Source organism: Arcticibacter sp. MXS-1, from assembly GCF_041902385.1.
In the GTDB taxonomy this organism is placed as follows: Bacteria; Bacteroidota; Bacteroidia; order Sphingobacteriales; family Sphingobacteriaceae; genus Arcticibacter.
The window spans coordinates 3,484,365-3,503,880 of the sequence record NZ_CP169244.1 but is presented as its reverse complement, the minus strand read 5'-3'; the positions used below and the strand labels follow the sequence as shown (position 1 = coordinate 3,503,880).

At 47.1% G+C, this 19,516-nt stretch carries 22 protein-coding genes; 13 read left to right on the top strand and 9 right to left on the bottom strand.

What is annotated here, in order from left to right; translation table 11 throughout:
- Positions 1–65: 65 nt before the first annotated feature.
- A complete protein-coding gene (locus ACES2C_RS15145) occupies positions 66–593 on the top strand; it encodes a low affinity iron permease family protein (RefSeq protein ID WP_374163922.1) in 528 nt (175 codons plus the stop codon).
- 7 nt (positions 594–600) lie between these two features.
- Here the strand turns inward: ACES2C_RS15145 and ACES2C_RS15140 are convergent, their stop codons facing one another.
- Positions 601–2,001 carry an ATP-binding protein gene (locus ACES2C_RS15140; protein ID WP_374163921.1) on the bottom strand — a complete coding sequence of 467 codons (1,401 nt, stop codon included), beginning with the start codon at positions 1,999–2,001 and terminating at the stop codon, positions 601–603.
- 203 nt (positions 2,002–2,204) lie between these two features.
- On the opposite strand from ACES2C_RS15140, the gene ACES2C_RS15135 reads away from it, so the two are divergent.
- Both ACES2C_RS15135 and ACES2C_RS15130 read left to right on the top strand, forming a co-directional pair.
- Complete coding sequence (locus tag ACES2C_RS15135) at positions 2,205–2,387, top strand: hypothetical protein (protein ID WP_374163920.1); 183 nt, start codon at positions 2,205–2,207, stop codon at positions 2,385–2,387.
- 69 nt (positions 2,388–2,456) lie between these two features.
- A complete protein-coding gene (locus tag ACES2C_RS15130) occupies positions 2,457–3,260 on the top strand; it encodes a 5'-nucleotidase, lipoprotein e(P4) family (RefSeq protein WP_374163919.1) in 804 nt (267 codons plus the stop codon).
- A 27-nt stretch (positions 3,261–3,287) separates the two neighbouring features.
- Here the strand turns inward: ACES2C_RS15130 and ACES2C_RS15125 are convergent, their stop codons facing one another.
- A complete protein-coding gene (locus ACES2C_RS15125; RefSeq protein WP_374163918.1) occupies positions 3,288–3,542 on the bottom strand; it encodes a YtxH domain-containing protein in 255 nt (84 codons plus the stop codon).
- A gap of 214 nt (positions 3,543–3,756) precedes the next feature.
- Between ACES2C_RS15125 and ACES2C_RS15120 the strand changes: the two genes are divergently transcribed.
- Together ACES2C_RS15120 and ACES2C_RS15115 are read left to right on the top strand one after the other, a co-directional pair.
- Positions 3,757–4,416, top strand: coding sequence for a hypothetical protein (locus ACES2C_RS15120; RefSeq protein ID WP_374163917.1), 660 nt, complete (start codon positions 3,757–3,759; stop codon positions 4,414–4,416).
- A 6-nt stretch (positions 4,417–4,422) separates the two neighbouring features.
- A complete protein-coding gene (locus ACES2C_RS15115) occupies positions 4,423–6,021 on the top strand; it encodes a hypothetical protein (RefSeq protein WP_374163916.1) in 1,599 nt (532 codons plus the stop codon).
- A 73-nt stretch (positions 6,022–6,094) separates the two neighbouring features.
- Here the strand turns inward: ACES2C_RS15115 and ACES2C_RS15110 are convergent, their stop codons facing one another.
- The 4 genes from ACES2C_RS15110 to ACES2C_RS15095 form a co-directional block, all read right to left on the bottom strand.
- Positions 6,095–6,274: a histone H1 gene (locus ACES2C_RS15110; protein WP_374163915.1), complete on the bottom strand. Its 180-nt coding sequence runs from the start codon at positions 6,272–6,274 to the stop codon at positions 6,095–6,097.
- Positions 6,275–6,387: 113 nt separating this feature from the next.
- Positions 6,388–7,851 (bottom strand): L-serine ammonia-lyase, encoded by a 1,464-nt coding sequence (locus ACES2C_RS15105; protein WP_374163914.1) that lies wholly within the window; start codon positions 7,849–7,851, stop codon positions 6,388–6,390.
- A 79-nt stretch (positions 7,852–7,930) separates the two neighbouring features.
- Positions 7,931–9,601 (bottom strand): protein-disulfide reductase DsbD family protein, encoded by a 1,671-nt coding sequence (locus ACES2C_RS15100; RefSeq protein ID WP_374163913.1) that lies wholly within the window; start codon positions 9,599–9,601, stop codon positions 7,931–7,933.
- 12 nt (positions 9,602–9,613) lie between these two features.
- Positions 9,614–10,060, bottom strand: coding sequence for a protein-disulfide reductase DsbD N-terminal domain-containing protein (locus ACES2C_RS15095; protein ID WP_374163912.1), 447 nt, complete (start codon positions 10,058–10,060; stop codon positions 9,614–9,616).
- Positions 10,061–10,291: 231 nt separating this feature from the next.
- On the opposite strand from ACES2C_RS15095, the gene ACES2C_RS15090 reads away from it, so the two are divergent.
- From ACES2C_RS15090 to ACES2C_RS15075, 4 genes are all read left to right on the top strand, one after another.
- On the top strand, positions 10,292–10,753 hold the full coding sequence (locus ACES2C_RS15090) for a DUF4268 domain-containing protein (protein ID WP_374163911.1): 462 nt from the start codon (positions 10,292–10,294) through the stop codon (positions 10,751–10,753).
- Between the two features lie 14 nt (positions 10,754–10,767).
- The gene (locus tag ACES2C_RS15085; RefSeq protein ID WP_374163910.1) at positions 10,768–11,163 is read left to right on the top strand and encodes a hypothetical protein; all 396 of its coding nucleotides are present in this window, start codon (positions 10,768–10,770) and stop codon (positions 11,161–11,163) included.
- Positions 11,160–11,438, top strand: coding sequence for a SelT/SelW/SelH family protein (locus ACES2C_RS15080; RefSeq protein WP_374163909.1), 279 nt, complete (start codon positions 11,160–11,162; stop codon positions 11,436–11,438). The genes ACES2C_RS15085 and ACES2C_RS15080 overlap by 4 nt, the downstream gene beginning before the upstream one ends.
- A 95-nt stretch (positions 11,439–11,533) precedes the next feature.
- Positions 11,534–12,067, top strand: coding sequence for a pyridoxamine 5'-phosphate oxidase family protein (locus ACES2C_RS15075; protein WP_374163908.1), 534 nt, complete (start codon positions 11,534–11,536; stop codon positions 12,065–12,067).
- 91 nt (positions 12,068–12,158) lie between these two features.
- Here the strand turns inward: ACES2C_RS15075 and ACES2C_RS15070 are convergent, their stop codons facing one another.
- Together ACES2C_RS15070 and ACES2C_RS15065 are read right to left on the bottom strand one after the other, a co-directional pair.
- Positions 12,159–14,525 (bottom strand): endonuclease MutS2, encoded by a 2,367-nt coding sequence (locus ACES2C_RS15070; RefSeq protein ID WP_374163907.1) that lies wholly within the window; start codon positions 14,523–14,525, stop codon positions 12,159–12,161.
- Between the two features lie 65 nt (positions 14,526–14,590).
- Positions 14,591–15,070, bottom strand: a complete 480-nt coding sequence (locus tag ACES2C_RS15065) for a DUF4296 domain-containing protein (RefSeq protein ID WP_374163906.1) — start codon at positions 15,068–15,070, stop codon at positions 14,591–14,593.
- Positions 15,071–15,111: 41 nt separating this feature from the next.
- On the opposite strand from ACES2C_RS15065, the gene ACES2C_RS15060 reads away from it, so the two are divergent.
- The 4 genes from ACES2C_RS15060 (at position 15,112) to ACES2C_RS15045 (ending at position 18,871) form a co-directional block, all read left to right on the top strand.
- Positions 15,112–15,795, top strand: a complete 684-nt coding sequence (locus ACES2C_RS15060; protein WP_374163905.1) for a YggS family pyridoxal phosphate-dependent enzyme — start codon at positions 15,112–15,114, stop codon at positions 15,793–15,795.
- A gap of 76 nt (positions 15,796–15,871) precedes the next feature.
- Entirely contained in the window at positions 15,872–16,348 is a 477-nt protein-coding gene (locus ACES2C_RS15055) for an N-acetyltransferase family protein (RefSeq protein ID WP_374163904.1), read from the top strand.
- A gap of 83 nt (positions 16,349–16,431) precedes the next feature.
- On the top strand, positions 16,432–17,697 hold the full coding sequence (locus tag ACES2C_RS15050) for an aspartate kinase (protein ID WP_374166962.1): 1,266 nt from the start codon (positions 16,432–16,434) through the stop codon (positions 17,695–17,697).
- Positions 17,690–18,871: a hypothetical protein gene (locus ACES2C_RS15045; RefSeq protein ID WP_374163903.1), complete on the top strand. Its 1,182-nt coding sequence runs from the start codon at positions 17,690–17,692 to the stop codon at positions 18,869–18,871. Before ACES2C_RS15050 ends, ACES2C_RS15045 begins: the two co-directional genes overlap by 8 nt.
- Before the next feature lie 439 nt (positions 18,872–19,310).
- On the opposite strand, the gene ACES2C_RS15040 is transcribed toward ACES2C_RS15045, so the two are convergent.
- Positions 19,311–19,508, bottom strand: a complete 198-nt coding sequence (locus tag ACES2C_RS15040) for a cold-shock protein (protein WP_374163902.1) — start codon at positions 19,506–19,508, stop codon at positions 19,311–19,313.
- Positions 19,509–19,516 lie beyond the last annotated feature (8 nt).

Below are 19,516 nucleotides of genomic sequence, written 5' to 3'. Positions count from 1 at the left end.
GTCCCACGCGATGCTAAAACCACTCAGGGTGCTTCTCTGTTACTTATCTTATTGCTCTTCCCGACATGAACACTAAAGCAAAATCAGGATTTTTCGATACGCTTGCATCCCGTATCACTTCGTGGACCGGCACGTCCACTGCTTTCATTACAGCGGTGGTTGTGGTGTTAGCATGGGCTATATGCGGCCCAATCTTTCGTTACTCAGAGACCTGGCAATTGGTGATAAACACAGGTACCACCATTGTTACGTTTCTCATGGTCTTTCTTATACAAAAATCACAAAATAAAGATTCTAAAGCCGTGCAGCTAAAACTAAACGAGCTGATAGCAGCTAATCGCCATACCAGCAACAGGATGGTAGACATTGAAGATCTGACGGAGGATGAACTCAATCGTTTAAGAGCCTTTTACTCCCGACTTTCCGATCTGGCAGAGGAAGAAGGTGACATCCACAAGTCGCATTCAATCGACGCTGCTGAAAAGCTTCAGGAAAGCAAAACGAGGATCAGGAACCAAAAGAAGCTTCAACCTGAAACGATAGAGCTTTGTAATACCTGCACCGCCAAACTGCCGGTTCTTAATCAAAAATAAGGGATGTCTAGCTGATGGGAAGTGTAAACCAAAATTGCGATCCTTGATTGACCTCACTGATCACCCCCATCTGACCGCCATGCCGTTCGATGATCTGGTGAGAGATATATAGGCCCAATCCGAGTCCTTGAAAAGATTCCCTGACTTCCTCCACCCGGTAGAAGCGTTTAAAGACGTTCTTTACTTCATTCTCAGGAATGCCTATCCCGTAATCCTTCACACATACCTTCACGAAATTGCCTTCTCGGTGTAAAGAGACATCTACCGCACGGGCTTCGGGAGAATACTTGATGGCATTGGATATTAAGTTATTGAGAACCTGAGAGATCCTTGTTTTATCCCCTCTTAACTGCACGTCAGGCTCTGCATTGACTGCTATTTCATGGCCATGATCGCCATTCTGAAAACCGTCAGAAACCTCCCGTACTAAATCGCTGATATCAAAAAGACTTAGGTTAAGGCTCATAATACCTGTCTGCATCTTCGTTACATCCAACAGATCGAAGATCATGGCCACTACACGGTCGATCTGCTTGTCGATCTTGTTCACCAGGACGGCCGAGGTGGTATTATTTTCCTTACGCATCCTCATTTCAAGAACCTGTGTGTAAGCTTTTAAACTGGTCAGCGGAGTCTTTAGCTCGTGAGATGCAATACCGACAAAATCCTCCATTTGCTTCTCCCGCACAACCCGGTCGGTTACATCAGTAAAATTGACAATGAGCGACTTGACCAGGGGTTCATTGATAAGATTCGTGACCGTGCTCTCTACCCAAATCACGTGTCCGTTCTTGTGCTTCAGCTGATGCAAAAAATGCTCGCTCCTGCCCGGGTGAGACGCGATCTGATAAAACTTCTCCTTTACATCTGTCAGGGACTCGGGAATTAAAAAGGACCATAAGTCCTGGCCGTTGAACTCCTCGTTTCGATAGCCGGTGATCCGCTCAACCGAAGGGCTGCTATAAATGATCTTCCCATCGAGCTTTACCATCATAATCCCGTCGGTTCCCTTCTCAATCAGCGTTCTGAACATCTTTTGATGATCACTAATTTTCCGGGCCGCCTTATCCTGCGAACTGCTGATGAGCGCCAAAAGATAACACTCAAGAAGAAATACAAGGATCTGAATAGCGCCGCCACCTGACAAATGAAACGAATAATAAGGAGGAAAGAAGAAAAAATCGGCAGCGAGTGTTGTGAGCAGGCTGGCAAATAAAGCGACCCCATTTCCGAGATACCTTGCCACCAGGATAACAACAGCAAAATATAACAGAAACGGCGTCTTGCTTCCAACTGTTTCAAAAAGAGTAAGCTTCATCACCGTAGCCACCGCCACAAGCAGCAGGGATACGAAATAACGGGAATAAACTGGCCAACTTACTAAAGAGAGGAATCTCCGGTTTTCCATTATAAATGCGAGTAAGGTATGTTTTCATCAAGGTTGCGCTGTGAAGGAACGGTCATAGCAACAACGGCGCTTATACTATGCTGTATCAGCGTTTCGTCTGCAAAAAGTACGATTTTTTTTCAGACAAACGATTGAAAAAAAATAAAACTTTTAAAAACAACATAAAAAACGCGCTGTTATAAATGAGTTTCTTAAAACAACTGATGAAACCGAAAACTTTAGACATACTAAGTGCACTTATAGAAATCAATAGCGAAAGGGTTATTGCCTACGAAAGGGCGTTGCGCGAATTAAGACAGGAGGAAGATCCTGATCAGCATCAAACGTTTGATAAGCTGACCAAAGAGAGCCATCAGTACCGCGAAGCACTACGATTTTCATTGTGAGCCTTCTTTTCAGTCTCCCCTGCGCCGACGGCCTTTAAATAATTTCATACCTTTGCCATTTTGCAGGATATGAAATACAAGAACCTTCTTTTGCCGTGTGTCATCCTTTTAATTTTCAGTGGCTGTAGTACGCGAAAGCGCGAATTGAGGAACCAGAGTAAGCTGGTTCAGGAGGGAAAACTATGGTCTGCCCTTTGGCAGCAACGTGCAGCAGAATATAAAGCACTGTGCTTTCAGGCATATAACGTGGCCCAGCTGCGACTAAACGAATCACTCAAATCTAAAGGCAGCAGGCCGCTTGCCGTGATTACAGACATTGACGAGACGGTTCTTGACAACAGCCCTAATGCCGTATCTCAGGCATTGAAAGATAAAGACTTCGAGCAGCAAGCATGGTACGAGTGGACTGGTAAAGCAAGTTGTGACACAGTACCCGGCGCTCCGGCGTTTTTTAAGTATGCTGAATCAAAAGGAGTGGAAGTGTTCTATATCACCAACCGTGACCAAAAGGAGCAGGAAGCCACCTTACAAAACTTAAAGCGCTACAATTTGCCTTTTGCCGACGAAAAGCATCTTTTATTAAGGCAGTCGGCATCCGCCAAGGAGCCTCGTCGCCAGCAAGTATTAAAAACATATGATGTTGTGCTCCTGATTGGCGATAACTTAAGCGACTTCTCCTCGGCATTCGATAAACTTTATGAAGATGAGCGAATGAAAGTGACTCAACAGCAGGCGTCCAGCTTCGGAGGAAGGTTTATTGTAGTGCCGAATGCAACTTATGGCGACTGGGAAGGCTCCTTATTCCGATACAATTATCAGTTAAGCAGGGGCGAGAAGGAAAGAATTATAAAAAATTTATTAAGAAAAGAGTGAGCACTTAACTCACTCTTTTTTGATTTATTAAACGCCAAGGGTTTTTTCGACGTCGTCTGAAAACCCATGCATTCCGGGGCTTCTTCTCGACTTTACGGCATTCATGCTTTTTTCGGCAAACTCTCCCGCTTTCTCTTTCGACGAGTCATACAGATCCTTTACCCACCCGGCAAAATCTTCCCTGTTTTCTTCACCACTGTCCGGAGAAAATAGTAGTCCAATGACTGCACCAACTGCTACTCCCGCTAGCAATGCCGCAATAATTTTCGATTGATTACTCATACTTAAACGCTCATTATTTATAATACAGTTGTAAGTATAACAAAAAGAATAATGAAGTGTTGGCTTTTTTGGCACATCTGCCAGCTGTTCAAAGGCCTTCTCTATAGGCAGTAACGCTCAGGCTGCCCCTTATCCTCTGAGGTTCAAGCAGAACAGGCACGCCATTGTAACCCTATCTGCCTCCAGTCAGTAAAAGGATTATAAAGACTTTTTTATGATGAGATGTGTGATAGCCGTCCTGCTTATCGGCATTTTTAGCTGGTTGAACCTGCCTGCCCAAACAGGCAGGGCGTGTGTCGCCTTTCATGCAGGCACAGCAGGAGCCGGACTGGACTACAAGTACGAGCTGAACAAGCACCTCTCGGCGCGCGGAGGATTTACAGGAGCCGTACTTTCAATGTCGAGCGTCTTTGAAACAACAGATTTTCATTCCGACTCGAAACTCTCCGCACGTTTCTCTAACCTTCATTTACTTGCCGACTACTCCCCTTTCCGAACCATCGCCGGCTTGCGCCTGGTAGGGGGCATAAGTTACTTTCTTAAGGCTCAGGGCGACTTCACTGTCAAACCAACAGAAACGTACTACTACGGCGATATTCCGATTTCTGACGAGATACTTGGTTCTGTAAAGATCAACGTTTCGTGGCATGGTTTTGCCCCGTATGCGGGGGTCGGAATCATTGAAGCGGTGCCAAACCGAAAGTTCAACTGCAACATTGACCTGGGCACGTATTACCTGCCGCGGCCGAAAAGCAGTATTGCCGCCACGGGCTTACTGGAAGGAAATGAAACCCAGACTCCGGTTCTGCAGAGAAACCTGCGCAGCTTCAGATTACTTCCGCTCCTGCAGATCAACTTCAATTACAAACTATAAGGCATTATGAGACTGAAATACCCGTCGCTGCGCGTTCTCCTGCTTCTGCTGGTTTATGGATGCACAAACCCTATTGAGGACATTAAAATTGTTATCGACGCCAATGTAATCAAACACTCTGCTCTCATCACTGTTACTGATCCGCAGCAGCCCGGAAAAACGCCGGCAAATATCTCCCTGTCTGTAGGAGGGAGGGACTCCGCCTTTGTTTACGAAATCTCGGGAAAAAGGGAGTTTAAGGTAACAGACGGTATGATTGCGCTTGGCATTGCTCCGGGGAAAACGATAAACAAAGACAGTCCGGCCGAGTGTCTTATCACTGTCTCGGCACCCGGATATCTGCCTTCCTCTCAAACCCTCTCCTTTTCAGCTGAACAAAGTCAGCAACTTATTACAGTCAACCTAATCAAGGCCATCAGTCCCCCTCCCGGTGTATCCATCGCGCAAAAGTCGGCTGCGCTGACGGAAGGGCAACTGAGCCAAGCCTTCAAAACAGAAACACCTTTACAGAACAAAAACGAATCTACTACTGTAACATTCAGCAGATCAACCGCTTTCAACAACGAGGACAAAACGATAAAAGGCAAGCTGCTGCTCTTATCGTTATCGCACTTTGACTCGCACAGTCCGGCTTCCCTGCAGCTTTTTCCGGGAGGCCTTTTGTCCAAAGGAGTAACCTTGCCGGATGGAAGTACAGGGACTATCAACTTCAGCACTGCCGGATTTTTCAGGTTGTCGCTGACGGTGGATAATACGCCGGTCAGCAGCGCGGACCGCGATATGGCATTCGCCCTCTCGATCGATCCCGGCCTTACAAACCCCGGGACCGGCAAAACAGTAACGGCAGGCGATAAAATAGGCGTTTGGTATTATGACGAGAAAAGCGGCAAATGGGCATTCCTCCAACAAGCTCTTATTGAAAATGCCGGTAACAGCAAGCTCAGCGCCCGTTTCAGCAGTAATGCAGCAGGGTATTATGCTCTTTGCTGGTATACCGTGAGTTGCACTAACACGCTGCAGGTCAACGTGCACACAAAGAATACAAATGCAGGAAACGGCTTTATTGCCGCATTCTTTAACTCTACGGACTTTTTCCCCTACTACGTATACAGGCTGGATCTCTCGGCAAGCAGCAGCAGTTTCTCTTATAAAAACCTGCCACAGGGGCTTACAAAGGTTGCGATCTTCGATTATTCTGCTTTTAACACCTGGCAGAGTTCTGGCGCTGGTACTTCCGCCCCAACCCCTCTGACCGAAAGCGGCTGGATTGAAGCCTGTACCTCAGCGCCGTTAGATCTTTCAATACCAGCGGGCGGGCCCGCCTCTGAGATCACGCTCGAATTTACGGGATATTGTCCGCTCAACCAGAATCTGGCGATCCGCCCCTCGATGTACGTCTCTTTCCGAGAAAGTGGCACATCCAGCTATCAGTACCTCGGCTACATGAATAAAGGCACCCTGACAACGAAAGCGCTCACACCAGGTAAAAGCTACGACTTTAAAAGTTCCTACAACGGAGAGACGATAAAAGTAAGCCGAAGGATAGAACAAAGTACGGTAAGCGAGAAAGTGCAATTACCTGAAAGCACCTGCAAAAGCTTTTGATATAAAGATAAAAGGCCCGCTTCACAGCAGGCCTTTTATTCTAGAGAAAATTCTCTAATTATCTAAAAAACAATTATTTGTCCTTATTTTTGATCTCAGTAACTTCGTTTCTGATTTCCTGAGCAAGGGTCTTAATTTCCTGCAAAGCTTTACGAACACGTGTACCGGCAGCACCGCTATTTTTGTTGTAAAATTTTTCCGCATCAGCTTCCATTGAAGCTACAAGCTCTTTTAATTGATTAAATTTTTCCATAATATTAAATCTTTTGGAGCAAATATATATTTTTAAACGAATAAGTACTTATCCCCACCCGGAGAATATTTCACTTTTTTCTACATTATAACAACACAGAGGCGGTTTTTGATTTAAAAGACCCGCCTATAAGCACCGGAATTTTGATTTTTAGCACTCGCTAAGGCTGATCGGGATGTGCAGAGCAAGCCCCCTTCTGAGGTTTCCTTATACTTGGTGTTCATATCCAGAGCAGTATCCCACATGGTCTTTATCACATTATCGAGTGAAACCTTTGCCAGTTCGGGAGCACTTTGCAATGCCAGCTGAGAGGCTGTAATCGCTTTAATGGCTCCCATCGCATTTCGCTCGATACAGGGAACCTGAACAAGCCCCCCAATCGGGTCACAGGTCATGCCCAGATGATGCTCCATCGCAATTTCAGCAGCCATCATGCATTGTTCTGCAGAGCCGCCAAGCACCTCAGTCAGCCCTGCTGCAGCCATTGCCGATGACACGCCTATTTCCGCCTGACACCCGCCCATAGCTGCTGAAATTGTAGCGCCCTTCTTGAAGATGCTGCCTACTTCTCCGGCCGTCAGGAGAAAGCGCACAACATCGTCCTCTTCTGCCTCGCTGATAAACGTGATATAGTACAACAGCACGGCTGGAATCACGCCGGCAGAACCATTTGTTGGCGAAGTAACAACGCGACCAAAGGAAGCATTTTCTTCGTTTACAGCCAGCGCAAAACAGCTGATCCAGTCGAGAATATACCGGAACCGTCTCCCGCCCTCTTCAATAGCACTGATCCAGGCTTGATAATCGGCAGGCTCCTTGCCCTCCATCAGACGCCTGTTCAGCTGAGAGGCCCGTCTTTGTACATTGAGACCACCGGGCAGAACGCCTTCTGTATGACAGCCCTTGTAGATGCATTCACGCATGACCCTCCAGATATTGAGTAATCCGGCACGCACGTCTGCTTCAGACCTCCAGCGCTCTTCATTTTCCAGCACAATGCCGCTGATCGGCTTTCCAGTCTCGTGATACCAGTTCATCAAGTCTGCCGCATAATCAATCGGGTAAGGAAGCTGAGCCTGAGCGTTTGCACACACCTCTTCCCCCTTCTTCCTTACGAACCCTCCCCCAACAGAATAATAGGTCTCCGAAAGAAGCTTTCCGTCTTCCGTTACGGCTGTAAATATCATTCCATTAGGATGATCCGGCAAGCTCTCATCGCGATGAAAAACGATATCGCTTACAGCATCAAAGGCAAGCTCCTTTTGGCCGGCCAGCTTGACCAACTTTAGACGCGCCAAATCCGCTATGATACCGTCTATGCGGCTAGTATCAATAGTTACAGGGTCGAATCCCGCGAGGCCGAGAATGACAGCGATATCAGTGCCGTGCCCCTTCCCCGTCTTGGCCAGCGAACCGTAAAGTGACACTGATACCTGAGACAGCTTATCCAGCCCGGGGTTGCCAGTCATGCTTTCTACAAAGCGCTGAGCCGCACGCCAGGGGCCTAAAGTGTGGGAGCTGGAAGGCCCCACACCTATTTTAAAAATATCAAAAACAGAAATTCTTTCTCTGTACATCCGATCCTCGTTTAAATATCACTCCGGAACAGCCCGGTCTATAAAGGCGCGTTCCTTCTTTAAACGTTCAGCACTTGTCTTACTGTTTCCTGTGCCTGAACTCAGCCAGACCACTATCCAGGTAGTTAAGATATTTGGAAACATCATACTCTGCCCCGATGGGCTGAGCCAGCAACTGCCCGTTATGGTCCAAAAGTACATAGAAAGGTTGAGAATTGGCGTTAAACCTGGATGCCTGAAAATCGCTCCATTTATTGCCTATTGTTTTAATCTTTTTGCCTGAAGCCTTCGATACAGTTTGCTCTGCCTCCGGCAGCTCCGTCTTATCGTCTACATATAGTTGAATAAGCACATATTCTTCACGAAGTCTCTGTAAGACCTGTGCATCGGGCCACACTGAAGCTTCCATCTTCCGGCAGTTCACGCAGGCGTGTCCCGTAAAATCAATGATAACGGGCTTGTTTTCCTGCCGTGCACGGGCCATCCCTTCTTCATAATCGAAATAAGCGTCAAGGCCCAGCGGTGCATGAAATTTGTCTGAGTACTTATGTGCTGAAGACGCCCCCCCATCATGCTTCACCTGACCGCCCCCCAGACTTGGAGTATACAAGTCAAAATCTTGTGTCTGCTGCGGAGGTAAGAATGCCGAAATGGATGACAAGGGCGCTCCCCATAAGCCCGGCACCATGTACACGGTAAACGCAAAGACAATAATAGCCAGAAAGGTCCGGGGAATGGAGATATAGGCAACCTCCGAGTCATGTGAAAACCGAAGCTTTCCAAGAAGGTAGAAGCCCATCATGGCAAAAATCACAATCCAGAGAGACAGGAATATTTCCCGGTCAAACCATTCCCAATGGTAGGCCAGATCAACGTTCGAAAGGAACTTTAAAGCCAGCGCCAGCTCAAGGAAACCCAAAACGACCTTTACACTGTTCAGCCAGCCGCCCGACTTGGGCAGAGACTTGAGCCAGGAAGGGAATAATGCGAAGAGTGCAAAGGGGATAGCCAATGCAAGCGAGAATCCGAACATGCCAATTGCAGGACCCAGCAAGGCCCCCATGGTAGCCGCCTGGACAAGCAATGTCCCTATAATCGGTCCTGTACAGGAGAAGGACACAAGAGCAAGGGTGGCAGCCATAAAGAACAGACCTCCAAGACCGCTGTGATCTGCTTTTGAGTCCATTTTATTAACCCACGACGAAGGCAGGGTCAGCTCAAAAGCTCCCAGGAAAGAGGCAGCAAAGACGACCAGCAGAATAAAAAATGCGAAATTAAAGACGCCGTTGGTAGACAGCTCGTTCAATGCGTCTGCACCGAATATAACTGTAACCAATAAACCAAGCACCACATAGATGACGATGATCGACACGCCATAAATCAGCGCTTTTGAAACTGCTTTACCCTTTGACGATGCACTCTTTGTAAAATAACTGACGGTAAGGGGAAGCATCGGAAATATGCACGGCATAATGAGTGCTGCCAGGCCCCCGATAAAGCCAGCCAGAAAGATAGCCCAGAGTGATTGTTGTTCCTGCTGCTGGTCAACCTGCTTTACAGATGCCTTACTGATTGCAGCACTATCCGATTTAACAGTATCTGTGTCAGAAGAAACAGCCTGAGTTCCGTCTGCCGGAATCTCAGTAAATTGAACATCGTCAACAGAAACCGCGCTCACGCTGTCCTGAGCCTCTGCCCCTAAAGACAAAGAAAAAACAGCAAGAAAAAGTAAATAACGAAGAATCTTCATCCCGGGAGCCGATTATTTTACAGGGACGCTGAATTCAACTTCTTCAGGAGGCAAACATTTACTGTCGTTACAAGCCATATACTCCAGTTTTCCCTTTATGACCGGCTGTCCCGCCTTTAAAACTACGCGCTGCTGAAATATAACCGACTTTTCAAAGTACTTCACATTCATATTGAACGTCTTCTCAAATTTTGATACAGGCGCTGGCTCCACTGTTTTTCCTTTCAAACTGTAAGTCTTTGCCGGACTGAAGGTAAAGCTCGTAGCAATAGGTCCCCCGTCTGCCACATTTTGCGAATAGATATGCCATCCATCTTCGATAGTTGCCTTGATTAAAACTACCGCTTCTGTCTTGCTGAGTCTTTTGGATGCATACGCCCACTTCACGGGCTTTAAGATTTGAGCATTAACGAGGGTGCTGAATAGTACCGCTAATGAAGCTAAGAGAACTTTTTTCATTTTCAAACCAATTCTGTAGACAAACCACAAATATCCGTCTTTTCGGTTTCCCTTTGCAGAGGTGATGTCCGATATTATTTTTTATTACTATTTAACAACAAACAGTGGCCGGATATTGTCTTTGTCCCCTTTTGAGAGCGAAGATAGAAATATTTTCAGCATATCACTTTTATAGTGCAATGACGATTGTTTAAACATTCTTCCATTATTTTTACAATTTTTACAGACGTAATGTATACCAAAGAGCAGGCTTCACAAATAAGACACGCATTCTGGACCACCTTCGGGCAGTATATGGCACCCATCCGGTCAGCGGAAGGGACGAAGGTAAACTGGATAAACTACAAAACCGGTGTGAAGCATGTTTACTTCCGCATGCAGGCAGAAAAAAGAAAAGCCTGGATCGCCATAGAAATTGCTCATCCCGATCCGGGCATTCAGGAGTTGTTCTTTGAACAATTCCTTGAATTCCGTAACATACTCCACGAATACCTCACCGAAGAGTGGGAATGGTTGTTGCATACCACAGATGACTATGGGAAACAGGTGAGCAGAATTTACAAGGAAATGAACGGGGTAAACGTATTTGATGAGAAGCACTGGCCGGAGCTTATTTCCTTTTTCAAGCCGCGTATGCTTAGTCTTGATATGTTCTGGTCTGATGTAAAGTATTCTTTTGATGCATTAAAATAACAGCAGCATTTGCCATGGAATTAAACGAGTTAAAAGAAGGAAATGTTATTAAGGTCTGCCCCCGCCCAGGACAGGAAGGCATTCTGTTTGTTACCGACATTCAGGCAAGCTCCTTCCTCTGCCAGATGATAAGTCCGCGTCGGGGCTATCAGTTCAGAATAAAACTGGAGGAAATGCATGCCGTTAGTCTGACCGAAGACTGGCTGGTTGTAGCAGGCTTTTCACCAGGAGAAGAGGAGAATGAATGGACCGACGATGAGGAAAAAATAAAGCTCAGCGTAGCCCCCGATGCTATCCGCATGTCTTTTCCGCAAGAAAAGCCCCTTCAGTTTGTACACGAGCTGCAAAATGAGTACCTGCGTCTTACAGGCACCACGCTAGTTATTCAATCAGACATCAGTTATTTATGAAACCTATTGTGATTATTGAGTATTGTCCCCGCTGCGGCTGGATGCTCCGCGCGGCGTACATGGCCCAGGAGCTGCTGACAACATTTGAAACGGAACTGCATGGAGTACTCCTTCAGCCCTCTGCAACAAGCGGCACCTACCAGGTACGCGTTGGCGACCAAAGCATCTTCGACAGAAAAACAGAAGGCCGCTTCCCTGAGATCAAAGAACTGAAGCAGCTGGTGAGAGACATGGTTGCGCCCGACAAGCCACTGGGGCACTCTGACCGCAAATAGGAAAGCCCGCGCGGATACCCTGCACTCCCTCGCTTTTTTACAAACAAAATGTGCTTTTTTTGAGTTGCTTAAGTGAACTTAATTCAAGAAGCCCTATGACAAAACTTACATCTCCTACCGTGCAGGGTCAGCTGGAAGAAATAGAACTTATAAAGAAAAACAGAGAGTTATCGTCTAAGGTTGGCGAAATTAAAATAGCCATGCTTACTACGCTGGGTGAGGACGGGAAGATGCAAAGCCGGCCAATGTATACCTTCAAGATCGAAGACGACGGCATCATCTGGATGTTCGCTTCCAAAGACTCCCGCAAGGTGTCTAATATCGCTTTAAACCCTCAGGTGATCCTCAATTACAGCCAGCCGGATACTGATCTTTACATCACAATAAACGCAACGGCTGCGGTGGCTGATGACCCCGTTAAAATTGAACAGCTTTGGAGCGACCGTTACAAGGCCTGGTTTCCCTACGGAAAGACCGATCCCAACCTCTGCCTTCTTAAAATAGTACCGGAGGAAGCGGAGTACTGGGATACGCCTGATCTGCTTGTTTCACAAATCGTTTCCCTGGTAAAGAACACCCTCGGGGGCAATCCCTACGTAGAAGGAGAAAACAAGAAGATTAATTTTTAAGAGGGACTTCTGTGACGTCCTTTTTTAATATCTGGTAAAAGGCCATACCTTCTCTGGGATGTGTGACCTTTTACCAGACTGCTGGTTCCTCTTAAGCCAGATGTACGTAGGTGATACCGTCGCCTCCCCGGTCGGGATGTTCATCCTCCATCCGCGAAACCTGAGGATACCTTCTCAGGTAGTCCCGGATGAGCTTCCTTAAAATACCGTCGCCTTTGCCGTGGATCACCCTCAGATTGGAGAATCCCATCATCAGGGCCTTGTCGAGATACCTTTCGATCTCATACAAAGCCTCCTCGCCCCGCATTCCCCTCACATCGATCTCTGGCCTGAACTGCGCAATGTCTTCTGTAACCGACGAAGTATAAGACTTCCTCATTTCCTTCGGAACCTGCTTTCTACTGATCTTCTGCACGCGTTTGCGCTTTACTACCGAACGCAGGTCTCCAATAGCCAGGATCACATTCTCCCTGGTGATGTCGATCACCTGACCGATCGTTTCCGAGTCAGTCAGCTTTACCCAGTCGCCTTTCACAATTTCAGCATCTTCGGCACGGGCAGCTGGCTCAGCTACTACCTTCTCCTGGTGCTTCTCTAACTCCTGCTTTAGATTCTGACGGAGTTTCTGCGTCTGCTCCTTATCAGCCTTAGTCTGGCGGATCTCCGAGATGGTGTTCTCAACCAGCTTGTTCGCATTCAGAATAATGCTTTGAGCCTCCTTCTTCGCTTCTTTCAGGATGGCTTTCTTATTTTCTTCCAGATAACTTTTCAGCTTCTCGTTCTCCTCCAGCAAGCTGTTTACACGGCGTTGCTGCTTCTCAAGAGAAACGCGGCTTTCAAGCAGCTCTTTCTTATCCCGCTCAAGGTCGACAAGCAGTGTATCAACGCGCTTCTGCTGCACACCGATCTTGCCTTTCGCCGCATTCAAAACCTGCGCAGGCAAGCCTATTTTCTGTGCAATCTCAAAGGCGTATGAACTACCTGGTTTTCCCATCTCCAGAATATAGAGGGGCTGCATTTCAAGATTGTTAAACATCATTGAGGCATTCTCCAGCCCTTCAGTAGCATTAGCAAAAACCTTCAGGTTGGAATAGTGCGTTGTGATCACACCCCTCGCCTTCTTTCGGTTCAGCGCTTCCAGCACCGCCTCGGCTATCGGCCCTCCAAATTGCGGATCTGTGCCCGTCCCAAACTCATCGATCAAGATCAGCGTCTTGCCTCCTGCGTTCTCCACAAAGTATTTCATCTTCGACAGGTGCGCGCTGTAGGTACTCAGGTCGCTTTCAATCGACTGATCGTCGCCAATATCTGCGAAAATTTGCCGGAAGATACCGACAGTTGAGCTCTCGTCAACGGGCACGAGCAGGCCCGACTGCACCATCATCTGCAAAAGACCAACTGTCTTCATGCATACCGATTTACCTCCGGCGTTAGGACCTGAAACGACCACAATACGCTGCTGCTCGTCTATTCGTATGTTTAGGGGGACCACAGTCTGGCCCTCTTTTTTGAAGTTGAGCAACAGCAAAGGATGCCGTGCATTGACCAGGTTCAACTCTCCCTGACCGGAGAGCTGAGGCATATCCGCTTCTGTTTCTATTGCAAAGAGCGCCTTGGCTCTTACAAAGTCAAGCTTGGTAAGAAGACCATGATATGATAAGAGCAGAGGCACATAAGGACGCAGTTCATTGCTCAGCTCAGTGAGAATGCGTATGATCTCACGCCTTTTATCAAATTCGAGGTCACGAACCAGGTTGTTCAGCTGAAAAACTTCTTCAGGCTCGAGGTACACAGTCTGGCCTGAGGCCGATTCATCATGTACAAAACCTTTTACCTTTCGCTTGTTTTCCGCCAGCAAAGGGATACAAAGCCTGCCATCCCGAATCGTGAGAGAGCCATCAGCCGTCCAGCCACTATTCTGCGCATTCCTGAAGATATGATCTATCTTCCTGCGCGCCTCATGTTCCGCTTTCGCTATCCCTGAGATGATATTCTGCAACTCAGGAGAAGCGTTCGGCCTGATCTTACCCTTATCATCAATCTTCGCCTCAATGCTGCGGATGATCTTCTTTTCAATAGGCAGATGTTCAAACAAGGCTTCCAGATTAGGGTACCTTCCCTCCCGCTCATTAAAATAATTGATAACCGAAAACACCGTCTGCAGAGAAAGCAGCACGTGATGAAACTCTGCTTCGCTTAGAAAAGCGCCTTCTACCCTGATCTTTTCCGCCAGCGACTTAATGTCGTAAAGATGGCTGATCGGCAGGGGCGAGTCGTTCACCAGGATCTCCTTGAACTCCCGCGTCTGACGTAAAAACTTATTTATGAGGTCGAAGTTCGTCATGAGCTGGATCCTGTCTACCATCTGCCTGCCCATTTCACTAAGGCAGTGCGATTTGATCAGCGACTTTACTTCGGTAAATCCCAGTTTATCTGGTGCATTTTGCGGATAAATCATTCCTTCTTCTTTCTTGAGGCCTCCCGGCCCTTTTCCTTACGCGGGGCATCAGTACCACGCGCTTATCACTTCTTCTTCACAACGAACTTTTCAAACGGCCAGTATGGCAGCGTATCAATCCTGAAGCCATGGTTCAGCGAATCGAGCCTCTTATCGTGGTAGAACAACGAGTCTCGGATCCTCGCCTGCTGCTCTTTGTACCGGCGCTCATCTTCCTTCTGTGCATCCCTGGTCAGAGTCTCTATCCTCGCCGTAATATCCTTATAGATCAATTGAAGAACATCCGGATGCTTGGTGTAATATTCCAAACTTTTTCTGACCTGGACAGAATCGGTGTCGTATTTCTTATAGACGGCCTGATAGAGAGCCGCCACCTTTGCCTTGCCTGAATCAGTATAGTTAACAGATGCATAACCATCAGCAAGATGAATGTCAGTGAGAACATCTGTCATCTTTTCCTGTGGTATTACTCCCTCGGGAGCCTTGTTCGCTCCGCAGGAGGCAAAAAAAATGATCAGAAAAAACAGTGCCGGTAAGTGCTTCATTTATTAATTTAGCCGTGATTATCGGGTAAAAATACACATAAATGAGCATAGCAGCCAACTTGACAGAATTAAAGAATGAGGTAGACCGTCTAAATGTCAAGCTCATAGCGGTTTCTAAGACCAAATCAGAAGAGGAAATCATGGAAGCCTATAATGCAGGCCAACGGGTATTTGGAGAGAACCACGTGCAGGAGCTGGTAGAAAAACACGAACATCTCCCGGCCGATATTGAGTGGCACATGATCGGACACCTTCAAACCAATAAGGTAAAATACATTGCACCCTTCATTGATCTGATCCACTCCGTCGACAGTATTAAGCTGCTGAAGGAGATTGACAAGCAAGCGGCTAAGCACGACAGGATCATCGACTGCCTGTTGCAGATCTATATCGCAGAAGAGGAAACAAAGTTCGGGCTCGCCTTTGACGAAGCCATCGAACTTTTGCGTTCGGATGAGTTTGCTGAGATGAAAAACATCCGCGTGGTTGGCGTGATGGGCATTGCCACCAATGCAGCGGGTGAAAAGCAGATCAAAGAAGAATTCTACGAACTTAGAACCTTCTTTGAAGGGATCAAGCAATCCTTCTTTAGAGACAAAGAGTACTTTAAAGAGATTTCAATGGGCATGTCGTCCGACTATAAAGAGGCCATCCAGCAGGGAAGTACAATGATCCGCGTAGGCAGCACGATCTTCGGCAAGCGCGTCATCCCCTATTGGAAATAGAAAAGCAGAAAGCGGAAAGCGGAAAGCTGAAAGCAGAAGCTGAAAGCGGAAAGCTACCCCCCAACACCGAAAAACAATGATTAAAATAAGAACAGCAGAAAAAGCAGATTGTGCGCGGATCATGGAGCTTGTATACCAACTGGCGGTATATGAGAAAGCCCCTGAAGAGGTCACTGTTACGCAGCAGGAGTTCGAGGAGGCCGGTTTTGGCGAAAAGCCCGTATGGAAAGCCTTCGTGGCTGAGGTAAATGGAGTGGTGGAAGGTTTCGCCCTTTACTATATACGTTTCTCCACGTGGAAAGGCTGCCGGATGTATCTTGAGGACTTCTTCGTTACCAAGGAACACCGCTGCAGAGGAATCGGGAAGATGCTTTTCGACACCATTATCCGCGAGGCCAGGGAGAAAGGGTTCAACGGGATTGTGTGGCAGGTGCTCGAATGGAACACCCCTGCTATCAACTTTTATAAAAAATACACCGCCAGGTTTGACGGGGAGTGGATCAACGTAGCGCTTGAGATCGCGCCTGAGACACATGATAAAGCCCTCCAATAAGGCCGGGCTACAATATTTTACTCATAAGCAGGAGAACCGCAAACAAGGCCTTCTGCAAAAGCATTTGATACAATGACTGAAATATACAAATTCGGGGGAGCATCGGTAAAAGACGCCGGGGGGTAAAGAACGTCGCACGAATCATTAGCAACAGTGCAGACAAGCAACTGCTCGTCGTTATCTCCGCGATGGGGAAAACCACTGACGCCCTTGAACGGCTCACCCGGGCATACTTCGAAGGCCTTGACTCTGTTCAGGAGATTTTCGAGGACATCAAGGGGTACCACTATCAGATCCTGGAAGAATTATTCCCGGATAAGGCTCATCCTGCTTTTGATGATATATCAAATACCTTCGTCGAAATCGACTGGATCCTGGAGGACGAGCCCTTCGATTTCGACTATATCTACGACCAGATCGTATCCATCGGTGAACTTGTATCAACCCGTATTGTAAGCCACTACCTGGGCTATATTGGCGTGAACAATCAGTGGGTGGATGCTCGTAACTATATCCAGACAGATAATACGTACCGCGAAGGTAAGGTAGACTGGAATAAGACCCGGCACCTTGCAGAGGCACAGCTGCTGCCTCTGTTGCAGCAGAAGGTTCTCATCACCCAGGGCTTCATAGGAAGCACCTCGGAGAACTTTACCACCACCCTCGGGCGTGAGGGTTCAGACTACTCAGCCGCCATCTTCGCCTCTTGCCTGAAGGCAAACGGCGTCACCATCTGGAAGGATGTTCCGGGAGTTTTAAATGCTGACCCTAAATGGTTCGATCATACTGAACTGATTCAGCAGCTAAGCTATCACGACGCAATAGAACTTGCTTACTACGGAGCAACGGTGATACATCCGAAGACAATAAAACCGCTGCAAAACAACAACATTCCTCTTTACGTACGTTCGTTCCTTACGCCTGACGCCGAGGGCACAGTTATCGGTCATATCGACAAGCCGCTACCTGTGCCCTCTTTCATCTTTAAGGTGAACCAGGTGCTGATCTCCATTCTTCCCAAAGACTACTCCTTCATCATCGAAGAGAACCTCAGTCAGATCTTTGACATCCTGCATAAATACAAGGTGAAGGTAAATACCATGCTCAACTCAGCCTTAAGCTTCTCCATAAGTGTTGATCATGACGAAGAAAAGATTACAAAGCTGATCGCTGCTTTATCTGTTACCTACCGGGTGAAATATAATAAGGGCATGGAACTTGTCACCATCAGATACTACAATCAGCAAACGATTGACCGGGTAACGGCTAATAAGAAAGTGCTGCTGGAAGTAAAAAGCAGGCATACCTGCCAGATGGTAATGAAAGATAATATCGAAGCATTTGAATAGGCACATCGTAGACGCGGAAGTTCAAAAGTTTATCCTGTATCACCTGAACGATGATCCTGCCGGCATTGCACTGCAGAAGAGTCCGTTCAGTGAAGTGTCTTCCGCCGAACTTGCCTCACAGGTAGACGGAAAGAAACGGAGCCAGAAAAAGCTTCCCCTCTGGCATGCAACGCCGGGTATCTACTTTCCTCCAAGGCTTAACATGGAGCAAGCCTCCTCCGAATCTACTGCGCATTACAAAACTGCACTGTTGAAAGGAAATCATATAGCAGATCTGACAGGAGGCTTCGGTGTAGATTCGTTCTATTTTGCCAGGCGTGCAGCTCAGGTTTACCATATCGAACAAAACGAAGAGCTCTCTGATATCGCGGCGCATAACGCCTCAGTGCTCGGGGCTTCTAATATCACATTCATCAAGGCCGACAGCATCGGCTTCCTGGAAACCAGTAATCTGTCATTCGACACGATTTACCTCGACCCCGCCAGGCGCATCGAAAGCAGAAAAGTCTTCCTGCTGAAGGACACAGTACCCGATGTAACGGCCTGCCTTCCGCTCCTTTTGTCAAAGGCACCCCGCATCGTCATTAAAACCTCTCCCCTGTTTGACATCCAGTCAGGTCTGAAGGAACTGTCGCAAGTATCAGAAGTGCACGTGGTCAGCGTTAAGAACGACTGTAAGGAACTTCTTTGGGTGATAGACAAAGGATTTACGGGAGAGCCTCTCATTACCTGCGCAATGACAGGCCCGGAGGGGGCAAGAACGTTTTCATTCTATATCTCCCATGAGAAGGAGCTGCAGATCCGGCAGTTCTCCGATCCCCTGTCTTACCTGTATGAGCCCGATGTGGCCTTGATGAAAGCCGGCGGATTCAGGAGTATTGCCGAACAGTATCCCGTCCTGAAACTAAACGTAAACACGCATTTATACACCTCGTCAGAACCGTTCATCCAGTTCCCCGGAAGGATCTTTAAGGTGAAGGATGTGAATGCCTACAGCAGTTTCAGCAAAGACAGTAAAACCAGAATCAAGGCCAACGTGATTGTGAGGAACTTTCCGCTGGAAGCCGAACAGGTAAAGAAGAAGCAAAAGATATCAGACGGAGGAGAGCTGTACCTCATTTTCACGACTGACCAATATGGCAAGCTCATCGTCATAGAGGCAGAACGGATTTAACAACTGTACTATCATAGGCCGCGCGGGAAAGCAGTATATGAAGTACAGCGAAGGAGGCGCGATCCTCCTCACCATTCAAGGTCGTTACCTGAACGAACTAAACCCGTGATAATCAAAAAACTGGAGCATCAGCTGGATCTTTCAATCCTAAAAGCCAAGCACTGTGAAGCCAGCTCGGAGATATGTGAAACCTCAGCTTTTTCATGTATCGCTTAATGAAGATCTATGCTTAATTATCCCCTAACTTTTCCGCTTGGTCTGAAAAGCAATTAAGTGTGACTCTACTAGACTTCCAACAAAAACATCCATGAGCTGTAGGCAGAAACCGGGATTAAAGTTAGATGAATGTTCTTCTTGGCCTTTGAAAAACAAATAGACGTTCAACAAAAAAGCCCCACAAGGGGGCTTCTAAATTCGGTTGGTTATGTTTATGTGGTGATTAAGCTTTCTTCACATTAACAGCCTGAAGGCCTTTACGTCCTTCGGCAACTTCAAACTCAACGCTGTCGTTATCGCGTAAAGCATTCACTCCGCCTTGTACGTCTTTGAAATGTACAAAAATTTCTTTTCCGTCTTCCTGTACAATAAAACCATAACCTTTTTCGGCATTAAACCATTTAACTTTTCCAGTTTTCATAAAAATAA

Bases quoted from the DNA above. Each gene is read 5' to 3' on its own strand.
- ACES2C_RS15145 (WP_374163922.1), top strand. From the start codon at position 66: ATGAACACTAAAGCAAAATCAGGATTTTTCGATACGCTTGCATCCCGT.
- ACES2C_RS15140 (WP_374163921.1), bottom strand. From the start codon at position 2,001: ATGGAAAACCGGAGATTCCTCTCTTTAGTAAGTTGGCCAGTTTATTCC.
- ACES2C_RS15135 (WP_374163920.1), top strand. From the start codon at position 2,205: ATGAAACCGAAAACTTTAGACATACTAAGTGCACTTATAGAAATCAAT.
- ACES2C_RS15130 (WP_374163919.1), top strand. From the start codon at position 2,457: ATGAAATACAAGAACCTTCTTTTGCCGTGTGTCATCCTTTTAATTTTC.
- ACES2C_RS15125 (WP_374163918.1), bottom strand. From the start codon at position 3,542: ATGAGTAATCAATCGAAAATTATTGCGGCATTGCTAGCGGGAGTAGCA.
- ACES2C_RS15120 (WP_374163917.1), top strand. From the start codon at position 3,757: ATGATGAGATGTGTGATAGCCGTCCTGCTTATCGGCATTTTTAGCTGG.
- ACES2C_RS15115 (WP_374163916.1), top strand. From the start codon at position 4,423: ATGAGACTGAAATACCCGTCGCTGCGCGTTCTCCTGCTTCTGCTGGTT.
- ACES2C_RS15110 (WP_374163915.1), bottom strand. From the start codon at position 6,274: ATGGAAAAATTTAATCAATTAAAAGAGCTTGTAGCTTCAATGGAAGCT.
- ACES2C_RS15105 (WP_374163914.1), bottom strand. From the start codon at position 7,851: ATGTACAGAGAAAGAATTTCTGTTTTTGATATTTTTAAAATAGGTGTG.
- ACES2C_RS15100 (WP_374163913.1), bottom strand. From the start codon at position 9,601: ATGAAGATTCTTCGTTATTTACTTTTTCTTGCTGTTTTTTCTTTGTCT.
- ACES2C_RS15095 (WP_374163912.1), bottom strand. From the start codon at position 10,060: ATGAAAAAAGTTCTCTTAGCTTCATTAGCGGTACTATTCAGCACCCTC.
- ACES2C_RS15090 (WP_374163911.1), top strand. From the start codon at position 10,292: ATGTATACCAAAGAGCAGGCTTCACAAATAAGACACGCATTCTGGACC.
- ACES2C_RS15085 (WP_374163910.1), top strand. From the start codon at position 10,768: ATGGAATTAAACGAGTTAAAAGAAGGAAATGTTATTAAGGTCTGCCCC.
- ACES2C_RS15080 (WP_374163909.1), top strand. From the start codon at position 11,160: ATGAAACCTATTGTGATTATTGAGTATTGTCCCCGCTGCGGCTGGATG.
- ACES2C_RS15075 (WP_374163908.1), top strand. From the start codon at position 11,534: ATGACAAAACTTACATCTCCTACCGTGCAGGGTCAGCTGGAAGAAATA.
- ACES2C_RS15070 (WP_374163907.1), bottom strand. From the start codon at position 14,525: ATGATTTATCCGCAAAATGCACCAGATAAACTGGGATTTACCGAAGTA.
- ACES2C_RS15065 (WP_374163906.1), bottom strand. From the start codon at position 15,070: ATGAAGCACTTACCGGCACTGTTTTTTCTGATCATTTTTTTTGCCTCC.
- ACES2C_RS15060 (WP_374163905.1), top strand. From the start codon at position 15,112: ATGAGCATAGCAGCCAACTTGACAGAATTAAAGAATGAGGTAGACCGT.
- ACES2C_RS15055 (WP_374163904.1), top strand. From the start codon at position 15,872: ATGATTAAAATAAGAACAGCAGAAAAAGCAGATTGTGCGCGGATCATG.
- ACES2C_RS15040 (WP_374163902.1), bottom strand. From the start codon at position 19,508: ATGAAAACTGGAAAAGTTAAATGGTTTAATGCCGAAAAAGGTTATGGT.